The sequence below is a fragment of the Solirubrobacter deserti genome (assembly GCF_027587175.1).
GTDB classification, from domain to species: domain Bacteria; phylum Actinomycetota; class Thermoleophilia; order Solirubrobacterales; family Solirubrobacteraceae; genus Solirubrobacter; species Solirubrobacter deserti.
In genome coordinates, this window is record NZ_JAPCID010000069.1 from 1 (window position 1) to 15690 (window position 15690).

Here is a 15690-nt window from a genome sequence, read left to right on the forward strand (position 1 = left end):
CGGCGCCGGCCCGGCGTTCGGCGGCGACGGTCCCGCTCGCGGCGGCGGCCGGCCCGGCGACGACTTCGCGCGCGACCCCGGCGCGTTCTCCCCGGACGTGCCTGAGGGCGCGGTCACGTCGCGCAAGATGGTCATCTACGGCGTCCACCCGGTCGAGGAGGCGCTGCGCGGGCGGCGCAAGGTCCACCGCATCTGGGCGACCGAGCGCGGCTCATGGGAAGGGAACGTCACCGTCGTCTCGGCCGAGGAGATCGCCGAGCGCGCCGAGACGGACGCCCATCAAGGGGTTGCAGCTCTGGTTGACCCTTACCCCTACGTCGACGAGGCCGAGCTGCTCGCGGTCGAGGCTCCGTTCCTCGTCGCGCTCGACGAGGTGACCGACCCCCAGAACCTCGGGGCGATCGCGCGGACGGCCGAGGGCGTGGGCGCGACCGGGCTGATCATCCCCGAGCGGCGCTCCGCCGAGGTCACGCCGGCGGTGTGCAAGGCGTCCGCGGGAGCGGTCGAGCACCTGAAGATCGCGCGCGTGCGCAATCTGGCCGACTTCCTGGCCGAAGCCAAGGAGAAGGGCTGCTGGGTCTACGGCGCGGCGGCCGGCTCGAAGACGTCGTACGACCAGCCCGACTATGGCGGCGGCGTCGTCGCCGTGCTGGGGGCTGAAGGCAAAGGGCTCAGGCCTCGGGTGGCCTCGATGTGCGACGACCTGGTGTCGCTCCCGCTGCTCGGACAGGTCGAGTCTCTGAACGTCTCGGCGACTGCCGCGGTGCTGCTGTACCGCATCTTGCAGTTCCGACTTGACGCATCGACATAAGCCTGCCACCCTGAGGTCACTTCAAGGTGAGGTCAAGGGTTAGCGATGGCCCGAGACCTTGCCGTCTATCCCTGGCGCCGCGGGAGGTGTGCGCCACAAGCGTTCGGGCCAGAGATGGCCCGGAAAGGACCCTGCGCTCGTGGCTCGAATTGCTCCCACCAAGTCTCAAGCTCAACTCCAGCTTGATGATGCTTACCTCCTCGCCCTGGCCCGCCAGGGATCTCCAGACGCCTACGACCGGCTCGTCCGGCGCTACGCGTCGTTCGTGCGGCTGAAGGCGTCGTCGTACTTCCTCGTCGGCGGGGACTCCGAGGACCTGATTCAGGAAGGCCTGGTCGGCCTGTACAAGGCGATCCGCGATTTCCGCCCGGACCGCGAGTCCTCGTTCCGCAACTTCGCGGAGCTGTGCATCACGCGCCAGATCATCACGGCCGTGAAGACGGCGACCCGCAACAAGCACACGCCGCTGAACGGCTACGTGTCGTTCAGCTCGACGCCGGCGGGCGCTTCCGACAACGAGCCGAGCCTCGACGAGATGCTCCCGGGCTCGACGGTCCACGACCCCGTCAACCAGGTGATCTCCTCCGAGGAGCTGCGCTCGCTCGTGGCGTGCCTGTCGACGGTGCTGTCCGAGCTCGAGTCGCGCGTGCTCTCGCTCTACCTCGACGGCCACTCCTACACGGACATCGGCGAGAAGATCGGCTGCGACTGCAAGACGGTCGACAACGCCCTCCAGCGCGTCAAGCGCAAGGTCGGCGCGCACCTGAACTCGCGGGCCGTTCTGAACTAGAGGCACTCATACTGCTCTCATGCTCTGGCTCATCATCGTCCTGGTCGTCCTTGCCGTGCTGGTCGTGGGCGGGATCATCGCCCGCAACCGCCAGCTCGCCAGCACCCGCCCCGCGTTCGAGCGTGCGCTCGCGCAGGTGGATCACGATCTCGCCGCGGCCGCGGCGAACGACCGTGGCTGGGATCGCTCGGTCCTGGAAGCCGCTGCGCGACAACTGGTCGCCGAGCGCTTCGGGACCGAGCCGGAGGAGCTGACGCTCGTCGAAGTCATCGACAAGCCCGGCACCGACCAGGACCAAGCGGTCTTCACCGCCCGTGTGGGCGGCCAGCCGGAGCGAGTGGTGCTCGGTCGCCGCGAAGGCGACTGGATTGCGGCCTAAGCGGCCTTGCGGTGCTGGCGCGGTCGGCGGTGCTCGACCGCGTCCAGCGCGCCGTGACAGTCGTTCGGGTCGTCGGTCACGACCAGCGCCTCGACGTCCTCCGGGTTGATGTAGCCGTCGGCGAGCATCGAGTTCTTGAGCCAGTCGAGCATCCCGGCCCAGTAGCCGCTGTCGAACAGCACGATCGGGAAGTAGCGGATCTTCTGGGTCTGGCGCAGGGTCGCCGCCTCGAACAGCTCGTCGAGCGTCCCGAAGCCGCCGGGGAAGACCACGAAGCCGCTCGCGTAGCGGACGAACATCACCTTCCGCGTGAAGAAGTAATGGAAGTTGATGCCGATGTCGCAGTATTCGTTGAGCGACTGCTCGTGCGGAAGCTCGATGCCGAGGCCAATGCTCGTCGCGCCGACGTCACGCGCGCCGCGGTTGGCGGCCTCCATGATGCCGGGGCCGCCGCCGGTGATGATCGCCCAGCCCTGCTCGCCCAGGTGGCGGGCGAGCTGGCGGGCCTGGTCGTAGCGCGGGTGGTCGCGCGGCGTGCGGGCGGAGCCGAAGATCGACACCGCCTTGCCGACGTGGTTGAGCTGCCGGAAGCCCTCGCGAAGCTCGTCCTGGATGCGCAGGACGCGCTGCGCGTCGGTGTACTCGGAGAGGATCGCGAGGGTCTCGGCCTCGAGCAGCTCTTCGTCGTCTGAGGTCGGATGGCGTGGTTCGCGCTGGGACACTCCGACTCAGAGTAGGGACCTCGGCCGGACCCGCTGCCAGGCGAAGGCGCCCAGCAGCAGCAACAGGCCGAAGACGATGAAGCTCGCCACCCGCGCGAGGCTGTCGAGCTCGGACAGGTCGTAGGTGAACACCTTCGCCGCCGTCAGCGCGATCAGGCCGAGGCCGGCGAGCCGCGTGGTGCGGTCGTCGGAGACGAGGCCGAAGATCAGCGCGCCGACGCCGGTGAGCGCCCACAGCACGCTGAGCAGCGTCTGGCCCGTGTGGTGCGCGCCGCCGAGCGTGACGACCTCGACGCTGGCCAGGTAGAGCAGCGCGAGCGGGATCGCCCGCCGGCCCTCGCGGGTGGCGGACAGTGCGGCGGTGACGGCGGCGAGCGCGGCGGCCGCCTGAAACGGGTGCTCGAGGCCGTCGATGAGCGCCGTGGGCGGCGCGAGCACGACGAGTGCGTGGCCGGCGGCGAGCGCGGCGAACGCCAGCGAGGCGCGCTTGTCGAGCAGGGCGACCAGCGCGGCCTGGACGGCGAGCGCGAGCGTCAGCGGCAACCCTTCGAGCACCAGCCCGGTGAACTGCGCCAGCGCTGTGAGCGCGAGCACATCGAGCACGATCACGCCGGACAGCCGCGCCGCCAGGAACGCGATCGCGCCGATGGTGCCGACGGCGACGAGCGCCTCGCTGGTCGGCGCGCCGCCCGCGAGCGCCTCGAGCGGCGCCTCGGTGGCGAGCAGGTGCCCGAGCGCGAGGACGAGCTGCGCGACGAGCCCAAGGGCGGCGAAGTACCAGTCCGCGTCGTGAGGCCGGCCGAAGAGGGCGTCGCAGGCGCGGGCGACGAGGGCGTGGCGTGGCGCGAGGCCGCGCGTGGCGCCGGCGGCCGCGCCCGCGGCGGTGCCGCCCGTGCTTGCGGCGGTGCCGGCCGTGTCTGCGGCGGTGTCCGCGGGCTCGCCGGCCGGTTCGTCGGCCGCGGGCGTGGCGGCACCCCGGAACGAGGCGATCAAGGCCTCGGCCGCGGCGGGGCGGCGGCGGGCGCCGAGGAGCGCGGCGAAGGCGAGGATCGGTCCGGCCCAGCCGAGGATGACCGGGAGACCGTCGGTGAGCTCGACCAGCGCGAGGTCCGCGAGGCCGACGCCGATGCCGAGCGCGACGAGGGCAGTCGCCCGCGAGACGCGCGGGATGCGCAGCGCGACGAGACCGACGACGGCGTGCGCGGCGGCGAGCGCGACGAACCACCAGTCGGCGTCGGCGAGGCCGAGCGCGAGCAGCGCCGCGTTGAGCACGAGCAGCGCGGCGGGCTGCGCGCGGATGTCCTTCACACGAGCGTCGAGGCCCAGCGCCAGCGCGACGCTCAGCGCGCCGAACGTCGCGAGCACGAACGCGGTCGAGCCGTGCGACGGCGACTCGATCCACAACCACGCCCACCACTGCAGCGTCACCGTCGCGAAGGCCGCCCAGCCGAGCAGGGTCCAGCGCTGCCAGACCACGAGCCGGACGCCGGCCGCGTACGCGATCGCGAGGAACAGGATGCCGCCGTCGTCGAGTGCGCCGAGCGCCGCCGGCGACCACAGCGCGCCGAGCAGGCCGAGCCAGCCGATCGGCGTGGCCTTCCAGCGCACGCCGAGCGTGGTGGCGGTCGCGCCGACACCGAACGCCAGCGTCTGCGCGATCTCGACCGGGATCAGCTCGTACACGGCACCCGCCATCACGAGCGTGCCGAAGAGCCCGGCGATGCCGACCCCGGCCGCCGCCAGCGCGGCCTCGGTGCGGTCCTTGTGCTCGCGCAGCCAGATGCCCGCCCCGAGGAGGCCGGTGGAAAGCAGGCCGGCGAGGACGGTGCGGGCGCCCTCGCCGAGCCAGCCGCGGGAGATCGCGATCGTGAGCAGGAACGCGAGCCCCGCCAACACGGCGATCCCGCCCAGCCAGGCCAGCACGGACCCGCCCAGCACGTCCTCGAGATCGCGCTTGGGCCGGGCGGCCGGGGCCGCGACGGGCGGACGGATCGGGGTTGGAGGGTTTGGCACCGCAGAAGGGCCGAACCCTCCACGCGGGGGCGTCCACGTCGGCGGCGCGACCCAGCGCGGTTCGCGTTGGCCCTCCAGCTCGCGCACTCGTGCTTCGAGCGCGGCGGCGTGCTCTTCCAGGGCGGATATGCGGTCCTCGACCATCGCAGCGGCTCCCTTTGTTGACCATCGGTCGATAACCGCATATACGAGGCTCGGCACGAGCGGTTACAGCGCTATCGACCAACGGTCAGGTACGCTGACCTGAAGATGTCCGAAGGTCCCGCGTATCAGCGGCTCGCCGTGGATGAGCGGCGGCGCCGACTGCTCGAGCTCGGCGCGGACCTGTTCACGCGCCACGGCTACGACGAACTGTCGATGGCCAAGATCGCCAAGGAGGCGGGCATCAGCAAGGCGCTGCTGTACCACTACTTCCCGAGCAAGGAGGCGTACTTCGTCGCCACGCTCGAGGAGAAGGCGAACGAGCTGCAGCGCCGCACGGTGCCGAACCCGGAGCTACCGCCGTTCGAGCAGCTCGCGGCGAGCCTGGACGAGTACCTGAAGTGGATCGAGGAGAACAAGTCCTCCTACGACAAGATGATCCGCAACGCGGGGGCGGCGCCGGAGGTCCGAGCGCTGCTGGACCGGGTGCGCACGGAGACGGCCCACCGCATCCTGCAGGGCCTGAGCCCCGAAGGCCCTCCGAAGCCGCTCCTCAGAACCGCGATCCGCGGCTGGCTCGGCTTCCTGGACGGCGCGTGCCTGGACTGGGTCAATCACGGCGACGTGGACAGGGAGACCTTGCACGGCCTCCTGCTGTCCACGCTGATCGCCAGCGTCCTCGCCGTGGGCGAGGACCCAGCGGCTAAGGGTTGATCTTCTCGAGATCGACGACGAACACGAGCGTCGCGCCCGGCGGGATCGTCGGGGGCGCGCCGGCGTCGCCGTAGGCGAGGTCGGACGGGATCGTCAGCACGCGACGGCCGCCCTCCTTCATGCCCTCGACGCCCTGGTCCCAGCCCGGGATGACCATGCCGGCGCCGAGCTGGAACTCGAACGGCTCGCCACGGTCGAAGGAGTTGTCGAACGGCGTGCCGTCGCTGTAGAGCACACCCGAGTACTGGACCTGGACGGTGTCGCCGGCCTTGGCCGCCGTGCCCTTGCCCTCCTCGAGGTCCTCGCTGACGAGCTCGGTCGGGCCTTCGCCGCCCGGCGTCTTGATCTCGGGCTTCTCGCCGACGTCACCGGTGACCTCGACCTCACCACCGCCGGAGCTGGAGCCGCCCTCGGCGGCCGGCGTCTCCGTGGGGGCCTCGGTCGGCGCCTCGGTCGCGGCCTCGGTGGCCGTGGGCGTGGCGGCGGTCTCTTCGGGCTCATCGTCGCCGCACGCCGCGAAGGCGAGCGCGAGGGCCACTGCGGGCATGGCAAGTAGATGTCGGCGCATAGCGGCAGCCCAGGGTAGTGGGCGACTACCTATCAGTACCGAAGATGCGGTCGCCCGCGTCGCCCAGCCCGGGCCGGATGTAGCCCGTCTCGTCCAGCTCGCGGTCCAGCGCGGCGGTGACGATCGACACGTCCGGATGCGCTTCTCGCAGCGCCGCGACGCCCTCGGGAGCCGCTACGAGGCACACGAAGTGGATGCGGCGTGCGCCCGCACGCTTCATGCGGGCGATGGCCTGGACGCCGCTGCCGCCCGTGGCGAGCATCGGGTCCACGACGAAGACCTCGGCGTCCTCGACGCCGGACGGGATGTTCTCGTAGTACCCGACGGGTCGCAGGGCCTCTTCGTCGCGGTACATGCCGAGATGACCGACCCGCGCTTCCGGGACCAGACGCAGGAAGCCGTCCACCAGGCCCAGGCCCGCGCGTAGGATCGCGATCACGAACACCTCGTCCGCGAGCGTGATGCCGGGCGTGCGCTCCAGCGGCGTCTCGATCTCGACGTCGGCGCCGCGCAGCCCGCGCATCGCCTCGTAGCCGAGGATCAGCGCCGCGTCGGTCATGGTCTCGCGGAACACGCGGTGCGGCGTGTCCTTGTCGCGCAGGATCGAGAGAAGCCGCCGCAGCAGCACGTGATCGACGACCGTGACCCCTTCCATCCCCCGGAACCTACTAGTGTCGGGCGTGTGGCAGCGCCGCGGCGCAACATCGAGCTCAAGGCGTCGGACCCGGACCCGGAGCGTTCGCTGGCCGTCGTCAAGGGCCTCGGCGCGCACGACAAGGGCCTGATCCGCCAGCGCGACACATACTTCCGGGTGCATACGGGGCGCCTGAAGCTGCGCGAGGAGGAGCCGGGCGGCGCGACGCTGATCCAGTACGACCGCGTGGACGCCGACGAGGCGCGCGAGTCCCAGTACCGCCTCACCCCGATCGACGACGCCGCGACGCTGAAGGCCAGCCTCGAGTCCACGCTCGGCGTGCTCACGGTGGTCGAGAAGGAACGCCACCTGCTGCTGTGGCAGTCCGTGCGCATCCACCTCGACGTCGTCACCGGCCTGGGCAACTTCATCGAGCTGGAGGGCGTCGCGACCGCCGGCTCGGACCTCGCGCTCGAGCTCGAACGCGTCACCCGCCTCACCGAAGCGCTGGAAATCGCGCCGGAGCGCATCCTGCGCAACTCCTACTCCGACCAGGTGGTCGGCTCCGCCGCCCTCGTCGACGCCGCCCGCGCCGTGATGGAGCGCGCCCACGCGCCGTATTCCAACTACAAGGTCGGCGCCGCGATCCGCGCCGAGGACGGCTCCATCCACGTCGGCGCGAACGTCGAGAACGCCGCCTACCCGCAGGGTCAGTGCGCCGAGGCGTCGGCGATCGGCGCGATGGTCGCCGCCGGCCGCACGCGCATCACCGAGGTGGCCGTGATCGCCGACTCCGACGACTTCTGCGTCCCGTGCGGCGGCTGCCGCCAGCGGCTGCGCGAGTTCATCGCGCCCGGCGCGGAGATCCACCTGTGCGCCCGCAACGGCGCCCGTCAGACCACGACCCTCGACGCGCTGCTCCCGCGCTCGTTCGGACCGGAGTTTCTATGAAGCTCGGCATCATCCTCGGCTCCGGCCTCGGCGGGCTCGCGGACGCGCTCACCGACGCCGAGCGCATCCCCTACGCCGAGCTCGAGGGCTTCCCGCAGCCGAGCGTCGCCGGCCACGGCGGGACGTTGCACCTCGGCACGCTCTCCGGCCTCCCGGTCGCGGTCTTCCAGGGCCGCAAGCACGTCTACGAGACCGGCGACGCGCGCGGGATGACCGTGCCGATCCGGTGGCTGAAGGCCCAGGGGGCCGAGGCGCTGCTGGTCACCAACGCCGCCGGCTCGCTGAACGCCGAAGTCGGCCCCGGCCGCCTGATGGCGATCTCCGACCACATCAACCTGCTCGGCGTGAACCCGCTCACCGGCCCGAACGACGACGCGATCGGCCCGCGCTTCTTGAGCATGCGGGACGCGTACGACCCCGAGCTGCGAGCCACGCTCCACGCAGCGGCGCGAGCCTTGGACATCGACCTCGCCGAGGGCGTCTATCTCGCCACCGCCGGCCCGACGTTCGAGACCCCGGCCGAGATCCGCGCGTTCCGCACCCTCGGTGCGGACGCGGTCGGAATGTCTACGGTTCCCGAGGTGATCCTGGCTCGCCACGCCGGGCTGCGCACCGTCGCGGTCTCGGCGATCACGAACCTCGCCGAGGGCATGGGCGGCGAGGAGCTCTCGCACGAGCAGACGCTGCGCAACGCCGACGTGGCGGCGCGCGACCTCGTGCGGCTCGTTCAACGATTCGCGGAGGACTATGCTCGCGGCTGAGGTGCTTCGCAAGAAGCGCGACGGGGGGACCTTGAGCCCGGAGGAGATCGGCTTCCTCGTGGGTGGCATCACCGACGGAGGCCTCAGCGACGCCCAGGTCGGGGCGCTCGCGATGGCGTTCTTCACACGGGGCCTGGACCCCGACGAGCGGCTCCATCTGACCACCGCCATGCGGGACTCCGGCAGCGTGATGCGCTGGGACCTCGGCAAGCCGGTGCTGGACAAGCACTCGACGGGCGGCGTCGGCGACAAGGTGTCGCTGATGCTCGCGCCGATCCTCGCCGCGTGCGGGGCGGCCGTGCCGATGATCAGCGGCCGCGGGCTCGGGCACACGGGCGGGACGCTGGACAAGCTCGACGCCATCCCGGGCTACGTGAGCACGCCCGCGACCGAGGTGATCCGGCGCGTCGTGGGTGACGTGGGGTGCGCGATCGTGGGCCAGACCGCCGACCTCGCGCCCGCCGACAAGCGCCTGTACGCGACCCGCGACGCCACCGGCACGGTGGAGTCGATCCCGCTGATCGTCGCTTCGATCCTCTCCAAGAAGCTGGCCGAGGGCCTGGACAGCCTCGTGCTGGACGTCAAGACCGGCAGCGGCGCGTTCATGGCCGAGCGCGACGACGCCTTCGCGCTCGCGGACGCGCTCGTGGAGGTCGCCAACGGCGCCGGCGTGAGCACGGTGGCGCTGATCACGGACATGAACGAGGTGCTCGGCACGACGGCGGGCAACGCGCTCGAGGTCCGCGAGGCCGTCGACTACCTCACGGGTGCCGCGCGAGAGGCACGGCTGCACGAGGTCACCGTGGCGCTGGCGGCCGCCGCGCTCGTCCAGTCCCGGCTCGCCACCGACGAGGACTCCGCCCGTTCCCAGGTCGAGGAGACGCTGAGCAGCGGCGCCGCCGCGGAGCGCTTCGGTGCCATGGTGGCTGCGCTCGGCGGGCCGGCCGACTTCGTCGAGCAGCCGACGCTGCCGGAGGCGTCGGTGACCCGGCCCGTGGCGCCCGAGCGCCCGGGCTTCGTGACCGCCGTCAACGCGCGCGCCGTGGGCCTCGTGGTCACCGGCCTCGGCGGGAACCGCCGGCGCGAGGACGACCAGATCGACTACGGGGTGGGACTCTCGCGCATCGCACCCATCGGGGCCGAGGTCGGCCCGGACCGGCCGCTGGCGATCGTCCACGCGCGCGGCGACGGCAGCGCGGCCGAGGCGGCCACGGCGTTGCTCTCGGCGGTGACGATCGGCTCCGAGCCGCCCGCCGAGCGGCCCGTCCTGCTGGGGCGCGTGTGAAGCTCGCGGAGCTGCACGCGCACCTCGAGGGCACCGCCCCGCCCGCGCTGATCCAAAAGCTCGCGGACCGCAACGGGCTGAGCGTCCCGGACGGCGTGTTCGAGACGCCCGAGAAGTTCAAATGGGTCGACTTCCTCGACTTCCTGCGCACGTACGACCTCGCCGCGAGCGTCATCCGCACGCAGCAGGACTACCGCGACATCACCTACGAGTACCTGGTCGCCTGCGCCGCGGAGGGCTCGATCTACCATGAGCTGATCGTCTCGCCCGACCACGCCGCCGCCGTGGGCTTGAGTGACGAGGCGCACTATGAGGCGATCGCGCAGGGCATCGACGACGCACGCGCCGACACCGGGATCGAGGCCCGCATGCTCGTCGTCGCGATCCGCAACTTCGGGGTCGAGCGGGCGGTCCAGATCGCCCGCGACCACGCCGAAGAGCGGCATCCGTACGTCGTCGGCTTCAACCTCGCCGGCGACGAGGCGGGCTATCCGCCCGCGCAGTTCCGGGAGGCGTACGAGATCGCTGCCGCGTCAGGACTGGGTTGCACCGTCCACGCGGGCGAGCACGCGGGCGCCGAGTCGGTCCGGGAGGCGCTCACGCTCCCAATCACGCGGATCTCGCACGGGGTGCGGGCGATCGAAGACCCTGCACTCGTCGCGGAGATCGTCGAGCGGGGCATCGTGCTCGAGGCGTGCCCGACGTCGAACATCGCGACAAGAGTCTTCGATTCCTACGAGGAACATCCACTCCGCAAACTCCATGAAGCGGGTGTGAACCTCACGTTGGGTTCTGACGACCCTCCCTATTTCGGCTGTAGCATCGGCGGCGAGTATGCCGTCGCGCGAGAGCGCTTCGGCTTCGAGGAGGGTGAGCTGCAGTCGATCACGCGCACGGCGGTCCGGGCGTCCTTCGCGGACGATGCGGCCAAGGCCACTCTGCTCAATCGAATTACTGCCTCAGACGACCGCCCCGGCCAATAGGGTCGCGGCGGGTCGCTTCAATTTCCAAAGGAGTTCCGGCCGATGCGCCGACCACTTCATCTCATCGCCTTGCTGGCCATGGTGTGTTCTTTGTTCGTTGCCGCGTGCGGCTCGGAGGAAGAAGAACCGGCCACCGGCGGGAACAAGACCGCCGAAGAGACGCCGGCGAAGGAGGCCATCAAGGTGGGCCTCGTCACCGACATCGGCGGTCTGAACGACCGTTCGTTCAACCAGCTGGCCAACGAGGGCCTCGAGCGGGCCAAGGCCGAGCTGGGCGTCGAGACCCGGGTGCTGATCTCGAAGGCCAACTCGGACTACGTGCCGAACCTCTCGACCCTCGCGCAGCAGCAGTACGACCTGGTCATCGGGGTCGGCTTCCTGATGGCCGACGCGATGAACACCGTCGCGCCGAAGTTCCCGAACACGAACTTCGCGATCATCGACGTGGACGCCACGACGATGAAGGCCAAGCCCACCAACGTCTCCGGCGCGCTGTTCAAGGAGAACGAGGCGGGTTACCTCGTCGGCTACATGGCGGGCCTCTACCTCAAGGACGAGGGCGGCGGCACGGCGAGCTCGGTCGGCGGCCAGAAGATCCCGCCCGTGGACGCGTACATCGCCGGCTACCAGGCGGGCGTGCAGGCGGCCAACCCGGAGGCGAAGGTCGTCAACGGCTACTCGCAGAAGTTCGACGATCCGGCGCCGTGCAAGGAGCTCGCGCTCGATCACATCGCGCAGGGCGCGAAGGTCGTCTTCCAGGTCGCCGGTGGCTGCGGCCTCGGCGCGCTGGACGCCGCGAAGGAGAAGGGCGTGCAGGGCATCGGCGTGGACGCCGACCAGGCCTACCTGGGCGACCAGATCATGACCTCGGCGCTCAAGAAGGTCGACGTCGCGGTCTACGACGAGATCAAGGCCGTGCAGGACGGCTCGTTCAAGGGCGGCGACAACCGCCTCTTCGACGTCAAGTCCGGCGGCGTCGGCATCGGCGAGACCAACGAGGTCGGCGCCAAGTACGCCGATCAGATCAAGGCCGAGCAGGACAAGATCGCCTCCGGCGAGCTCACCGACATCCCCAACACCGTTCAGTAAGCAGTGGCTGACGCGCCCGCGCTGGAACTCCGCGGCATCACCAAGCGGTTCGGGACCCTCGTCGCGAACAACGCGGTGGACTTCGAGCTGCGGCGTGGTGAGATCCACGCGCTGCTCGGGGAGAACGGCGCGGGCAAGTCGACCCTGATGAACGTGTTGTACGGGCTCCATCAGCCCGACGAAGGACAGATCCTGCTGGACGGGCAGCCGGTCACGATCGACTCCCCGCGCCGGGCCATCGGGCTCGGCATCGGCATGGTCCACCAGCACTTCATGCTCGTGCCGGTGATGACCGTGGCCGAGAACCTCGTGCTCGGCGCCGAGCCGCGGTCCGGTCCGCTGCTGGACTACAAGACCGCCACCCGCCGCGTGCGCGAGCTCTCGTCCGAGTACGGCCTGGCCGTGGACCCGGACGCGAAGGTCGAGGACATCGGGGTCGGCACCCAGCAGCGTGTGGAGATCCTGCGCGCGCTGTTCCGCGGCGCCAAGGTGCTCGTGCTGGACGAGCCGACCGCCGTGCTCACCGCCCAGGAGGCGCAGGACCTGTTCAAGGTGCTGCGCACGCTCACGGCCGCCGGCACGTCCGTCGTCTTCATCTCGCACAAGCTCAACGAGGTGCTGGACATCGCCGACCGCGTGACGGTCCTGCGCCGCGGCGAGAAAGTCGACACCGTCTCCACCGAGGGCGCGACGGAGCGCTCGCTGGCGGGGCTGATGGTCGGGCGCGACGTGCTGCTGCGCGTGGAGAAGACCGAGCAGAAGCTCGGGGAGCCGCTGCTCGAGCTCGAAGGCGTCTCGGCGGTCGACGACCGCGGGCTGCCGGCCGTCAACGACGTGACGTTGCGTGTGCGCGCGGGCGAGATTGTCGGGCTGGCCGGCGTGGACGCCAACGGGCAGTCCGAGCTGATCGAGACCATCATGGGCCTGCGCGCGCCGACCGCGGGGACCATCACCGCGGCGGGCGTGGACGTCACGCACGCCGGGCCGCGGGAGACGCTCAACGCCGGCGTGTCGCACATCGCCGAGGACCGGCACCGGCGCGGGCTCGTGCTCGAGTTCGACCTCGCCGAGAACCTGTGCCTGCGCGAGTACAAGACGCCCGCGTTCTCCTCGCGCGGCTTCCTCTCGCCGTCGAAGATGGTCGCCCGGGCGCGCACGCTGCTCAAGGAGTTCGACGTGCGCGGCGGCGACCCCGAGACGCGCGCGGGCTCGCTGTCGGGCGGCAACCAGCAGAAGGTCGTGATCGCGCGTGAGCTCACCGCCGATCCGAAGGTGATCATCGCCGCCCAGCCCACGCGCGGGCTGGACGTCGGCGCGATCGAGTTCGTGCACCGGCGGCTGGTCGAGGAGCGCGACGCCGGCAAGGGCGTGCTGCTCGTGTCTTTGGAGCTCGAAGAGATCAGGTCTTTGAGCGACCGCGTGCTCGTCATCTATGAGGGCCGGATCGTCGCCGAGCTTCCGCCCGAGTCCTCGGAGGAGGACTTCGGGGTGTACATGACGGGCGGAGGCCGCGATGAGCGCGCCGCCTGACTCCGAGCTCCCGCCCAACATCACCGTCGCCTCGCGGATGGCGACGTTCTTCCGCGGCGGCGGCATCCTCGCCCCGCTGATCACGATCCTCGTCGCGTTCCTCGCCGGCGGCCTCGTCGTGCTGGCGACCGGCCACAACCCGATCGAGACCTACCAGGCGATCTTCAAGGGCTCCGGCTTCAACTGGTTCTTCCCGTGGCTGTCGGAGGACGACCGGATCATCGCGGCCCTGAACCTGCAGCAGACGCTGATCCTGACGACGCCGCTGATCCTCACGGGCCTGGCGGTGGCGTTCGCGTTCCGCTGCGGCCTGTTCAACATCGGCGGCCAGGGCCAGTACATCCTCGGATCGATCTTCGCCGTCTGGGTCGGCTCCTCGTTCGACGGGATGCCGGCGCTGCTGCACGTGCTGGTGGCGATGCTCGCGGGCGTGCTCGCCGGCGCCGTGTGGGCGGGCATCGCGGGCCTGCTGAAGGCGCTCGCCGGCACCAACGAGGTGATCTCGACGATCATGCTCAACTGGATCGCGATCTGGACGGGCGTGTGGATCTTCAACCTCGGCAGCCCGCTGCAGAACGACAACCCGGACCAGGTCGACGTGCCGGTGTCCAACGACATCGTCGAGGGCGCGAAGCTGCCGGTGTTCTGGGGCGACCCGCAGCTGCAGGGCCTGCACATCGGCATCTTCATCGCGCTCGCCGCGCTCGTCGTCTTCTGGGTGTTGCTCAACCGCACGACGCTCGGCTACGAGGTGCGGGCGGTGGGCTTCAACCCGGACGCCGCCGAGGCCTCCGGCATCAACGTGCGGCGCAACTACGTGATGGTGATGGCGATCTGCGGCGCCTTCGCGGGGCTCGGCGGGGCGCTGGACCTGCTGGGCTGGCAGTTCCGGATCGCCACCAACGACATCCAGACGCACACGCTGGCGTTCTTCGGCATCGCGGTCGCGCTGCTCGGGCGCAACACGGCGATCGGGACGCTGCTGGGCGCGCTGCTGTTCGCCGGGCTGCTGACCGGCACGTCCGTGCGCAACCTCGACCCGACGGTCTTCGAGCCCCAGCTGGCCACGAACCTCACCTACATGATCCAGGGACTTGTCGTGCTACTGATCTCGACTGACGTGCTGGTCGTGTATCTGCTGCGGAGGCGGCGCCGGAAATGACCGCGAAACGGATCGGATGGGGTGCCGTCGTCCTCGGGTTCTTGGCGTTCTTCGTCGCGGTGCCGCCGCTGACGGTGCGCTCGCCGATCGTCGTGATCGTGATCGCGGTGGCGGCGATGGCGGCCGGCTCGTACGCGATCACCGCCGGCGAGAAGCGGCTCGGCTGGGGCGGCATCATCGCCGGCATGATCGGGCTCGTCGGCGGCTACGCGGCCACCCAGTCCGGGGTGGCGAACCTCGAGCGGGTCGTCGTCTGGGGCGCGCTCGGGGCCGCGACGCTGCGCTACGCGACGCCGCTGATCTTCGGCGCCGTCGGCGGGCTCTTCTCCGAGCGCGCGGGCGTGATCAACATCGGCCTGGAAGGCATGATGCTGATGGGCGCGTTCTTCGGAGCGTGGGGTGCGGACGTCACGAGCTCGTGGCTGCTCGGCATCGTGATCGCGATCGCGGCGGGCGCCGTGTTCGGGGCGATCCACGCGCTGTTCGCGGTGTCCTTCCGGGCCGACCAGATCGTCTCCGGCACGGCGCTGAACCTGCTGGCGGTGGGCGTCACCGGCTACCTGTTCGTGGAGGTCTACGGGGACCTCGGCACGCCCGACGACCTGCCGTCGGTGCCCAACGTCTCGCTGCCGATCGACTGGCTGCCGCTGCTCGGCGACATCTTCGGGGACCTCAACCTGCTCGTGTGGCTCGCGCTGGCCGCGGTGCTGATGACCTGGGTGTTCATGTTCCGGACGTCGTGGGGCCTGCGGCTGCGGTCCGCGGGCGAGAACCCGCTCGCGGCCGAGACGGCCGGCCTGAACGTCGTCCGCACGCGCTACCTGGCCGTGATGGCTTCAGGCGGGTTGGCGGCGATGGGCGGCGCGTTCCTGTCGATCGGCTTCCTGCACACGTTCACGCAGAACATGACCGCGGGCCGCGGGTTCATCGCGCTGGCGGCGCTGATCTTCGGCCGCTGGCGCCCCGGGCTCGCGTTGGCGGCGACGTTGCTGTTCGGGTTCGGCAGCGCGCTGGCGCAGCGGCTGCCGGTGTTCTCGCCGTCCGGCGCGGTGCTCTTCCAGGCACTGCCGTACGTGCTGACGCTGATCGCGGTGACCGGCCTGATCGGCCGCTCGATCCCGCCGCTCGCCCTCGGTCGCCCATTGCCGAGAAACTGA

16 protein-coding genes are annotated in these 15690 nt (G+C 70.7%); 12 read left to right on the forward strand and 4 right to left on the reverse strand.

Annotation, left to right across the window (positions count from 1 at the left end):
* The 3 genes from rlmB to OJ962_RS30700 all read left to right on the forward strand — a co-directional run.
* Window positions 1–811, forward strand: an 811-nt coding sequence (gene rlmB, locus OJ962_RS30690; RefSeq protein WP_322101348.1) for a 23S rRNA (guanosine(2251)-2'-O)-methyltransferase RlmB, incomplete at its 5' end; no start/stop codon positions are given.
* Between the two features lie 148 nt (window positions 812–959).
* Window positions 960–1601: an RNA polymerase sporulation sigma factor SigH gene (gene sigH / locus OJ962_RS30695; RefSeq protein WP_407697552.1), complete on the forward strand. Its 642-nt coding sequence runs from the start codon at window positions 960–962 to the stop codon at window positions 1599–1601.
* A gap of 19 nt (window positions 1602–1620) precedes the next feature.
* Entirely contained in the window at window positions 1621–1980 is a 360-nt protein-coding gene (locus OJ962_RS30700; RefSeq protein WP_202955915.1) for a hypothetical protein, read from the forward strand.
* Here OJ962_RS30700 and OJ962_RS30705 read toward each other — a convergent pair.
* Window positions 1977–2702 (reverse strand): LOG family protein, encoded by a 726-nt coding sequence (locus tag OJ962_RS30705; protein ID WP_202955916.1) that lies wholly within the window; start codon window positions 2700–2702, stop codon window positions 1977–1979. The genes OJ962_RS30700 and OJ962_RS30705 overlap by 4 nt on opposite strands.
* A gap of 6 nt (window positions 2703–2708) precedes the next feature.
* Window positions 2709–4715: a DUF2339 domain-containing protein gene (locus OJ962_RS30710; protein WP_270006823.1), complete on the reverse strand. Its 2007-nt coding sequence runs from the start codon at window positions 4713–4715 to the stop codon at window positions 2709–2711.
* A gap of 249 nt (window positions 4716–4964) precedes the next feature.
* Between OJ962_RS30710 and OJ962_RS30715 the strand changes: the two genes are divergently transcribed.
* Window positions 4965–5570, forward strand: a complete 606-nt coding sequence (locus OJ962_RS30715; RefSeq protein ID WP_202955918.1) for a TetR/AcrR family transcriptional regulator — start codon at window positions 4965–4967, stop codon at window positions 5568–5570.
* On the opposite strand, the gene OJ962_RS30720 is transcribed toward OJ962_RS30715, so the two are convergent.
* Window positions 5560–6117, reverse strand: a complete 558-nt coding sequence (locus tag OJ962_RS30720; protein ID WP_202955919.1) for an FKBP-type peptidyl-prolyl cis-trans isomerase — start codon at window positions 6115–6117, stop codon at window positions 5560–5562. The two genes, OJ962_RS30715 and OJ962_RS30720, sit on opposite strands and share 11 nt — an antisense overlap.
* A gap of 46 nt (window positions 6118–6163) precedes the next feature.
* On the reverse strand, window positions 6164–6793 hold the full coding sequence (upp, locus tag OJ962_RS30725) for a uracil phosphoribosyltransferase (RefSeq protein ID WP_202955920.1): 630 nt from the start codon (window positions 6791–6793) through the stop codon (window positions 6164–6166).
* A gap of 27 nt (window positions 6794–6820) precedes the next feature.
* Here upp and cdd point away from each other — a divergent pair, with 27 nt between their 5' ends.
* The 8 genes from cdd to OJ962_RS30765 are packed head-to-tail and all read left to right on the forward strand — an operon-like array spanning window position 6821 to window position 15690.
* Window positions 6821–7723, forward strand: coding sequence for a cytidine deaminase (cdd, locus tag OJ962_RS30730; RefSeq protein ID WP_202955921.1), 903 nt, complete (start codon window positions 6821–6823; stop codon window positions 7721–7723).
* Window positions 7720–8484, forward strand: a complete 765-nt coding sequence (locus OJ962_RS30735) for a purine-nucleoside phosphorylase (protein ID WP_202955922.1) — start codon at window positions 7720–7722, stop codon at window positions 8482–8484. Before cdd ends, OJ962_RS30735 begins: the two co-directional genes overlap by 4 nt.
* The gene (gene deoA, locus OJ962_RS30740) at window positions 8471–9769 is read left to right on the forward strand and encodes a thymidine phosphorylase (RefSeq protein ID WP_238931843.1); all 1299 of its coding nucleotides are present in this window, start codon (window positions 8471–8473) and stop codon (window positions 9767–9769) included. Before OJ962_RS30735 ends, deoA begins: the two co-directional genes overlap by 14 nt.
* The gene (gene add, locus OJ962_RS30745) at window positions 9766–10752 is read left to right on the forward strand and encodes an adenosine deaminase (RefSeq protein WP_202955924.1); all 987 of its coding nucleotides are present in this window, start codon (window positions 9766–9768) and stop codon (window positions 10750–10752) included. The genes deoA and add overlap by 4 nt, the downstream gene beginning before the upstream one ends.
* 42 nt (window positions 10753–10794) lie before the next feature.
* Entirely contained in the window at window positions 10795–11841 is a 1047-nt protein-coding gene (locus OJ962_RS30750) for a BMP family lipoprotein (protein ID WP_456115352.1), read from the forward strand.
* 3 nt (window positions 11842–11844) lie between these two features.
* A complete protein-coding gene (locus tag OJ962_RS30755; RefSeq protein ID WP_202955926.1) occupies window positions 11845–13371 on the forward strand; it encodes an ABC transporter ATP-binding protein in 1527 nt (508 codons plus the stop codon).
* The gene (locus OJ962_RS30760) at window positions 13355–14533 is read left to right on the forward strand and encodes an ABC transporter permease (protein ID WP_202955927.1); all 1179 of its coding nucleotides are present in this window, start codon (window positions 13355–13357) and stop codon (window positions 14531–14533) included. The genes OJ962_RS30755 and OJ962_RS30760 overlap by 17 nt, the downstream gene beginning before the upstream one ends.
* Window positions 14530–15690, forward strand: coding sequence for an ABC transporter permease (locus tag OJ962_RS30765; protein ID WP_202955928.1), 1161 nt, complete (start codon window positions 14530–14532; stop codon window positions 15688–15690). The genes OJ962_RS30760 and OJ962_RS30765 overlap by 4 nt, the downstream gene beginning before the upstream one ends.

What these genes read in the sequence shown, in the direction of transcription:
- OJ962_RS30720 (WP_202955919.1), bottom strand. Translation starts at nt 6,117, where the DNA reads ATGCCCGCAGTGGCCCTCGCGCTCGCCTTCGCGGCGTGCGGCGACGAT.
- OJ962_RS30760 (WP_202955927.1), top strand. Translation starts at nt 13,355, where the DNA reads ATGAGCGCGCCGCCTGACTCCGAGCTCCCGCCCAACATCACCGTCGCC.
- OJ962_RS30750 (WP_456115352.1), top strand. Translation starts at nt 10,795, where the DNA reads ATGCGCCGACCACTTCATCTCATCGCCTTGCTGGCCATGGTGTGTTCT.
- OJ962_RS30700 (WP_202955915.1), top strand. Translation starts at nt 1,621, where the DNA reads ATGCTCTGGCTCATCATCGTCCTGGTCGTCCTTGCCGTGCTGGTCGTG.
- OJ962_RS30765 (WP_202955928.1), top strand. Translation starts at nt 14,530, where the DNA reads ATGACCGCGAAACGGATCGGATGGGGTGCCGTCGTCCTCGGGTTCTTG.
- upp (WP_202955920.1), bottom strand. Translation starts at nt 6,793, where the DNA reads ATGGAAGGGGTCACGGTCGTCGATCACGTGCTGCTGCGGCGGCTTCTC.
- OJ962_RS30715 (WP_202955918.1), top strand. Translation starts at nt 4,965, where the DNA reads ATGTCCGAAGGTCCCGCGTATCAGCGGCTCGCCGTGGATGAGCGGCGG.
- OJ962_RS30735 (WP_202955922.1), top strand. Translation starts at nt 7,720, where the DNA reads ATGAAGCTCGGCATCATCCTCGGCTCCGGCCTCGGCGGGCTCGCGGAC.
- deoA (WP_238931843.1), top strand. Translation starts at nt 8,471, where the DNA reads ATGCTCGCGGCTGAGGTGCTTCGCAAGAAGCGCGACGGGGGGACCTTG.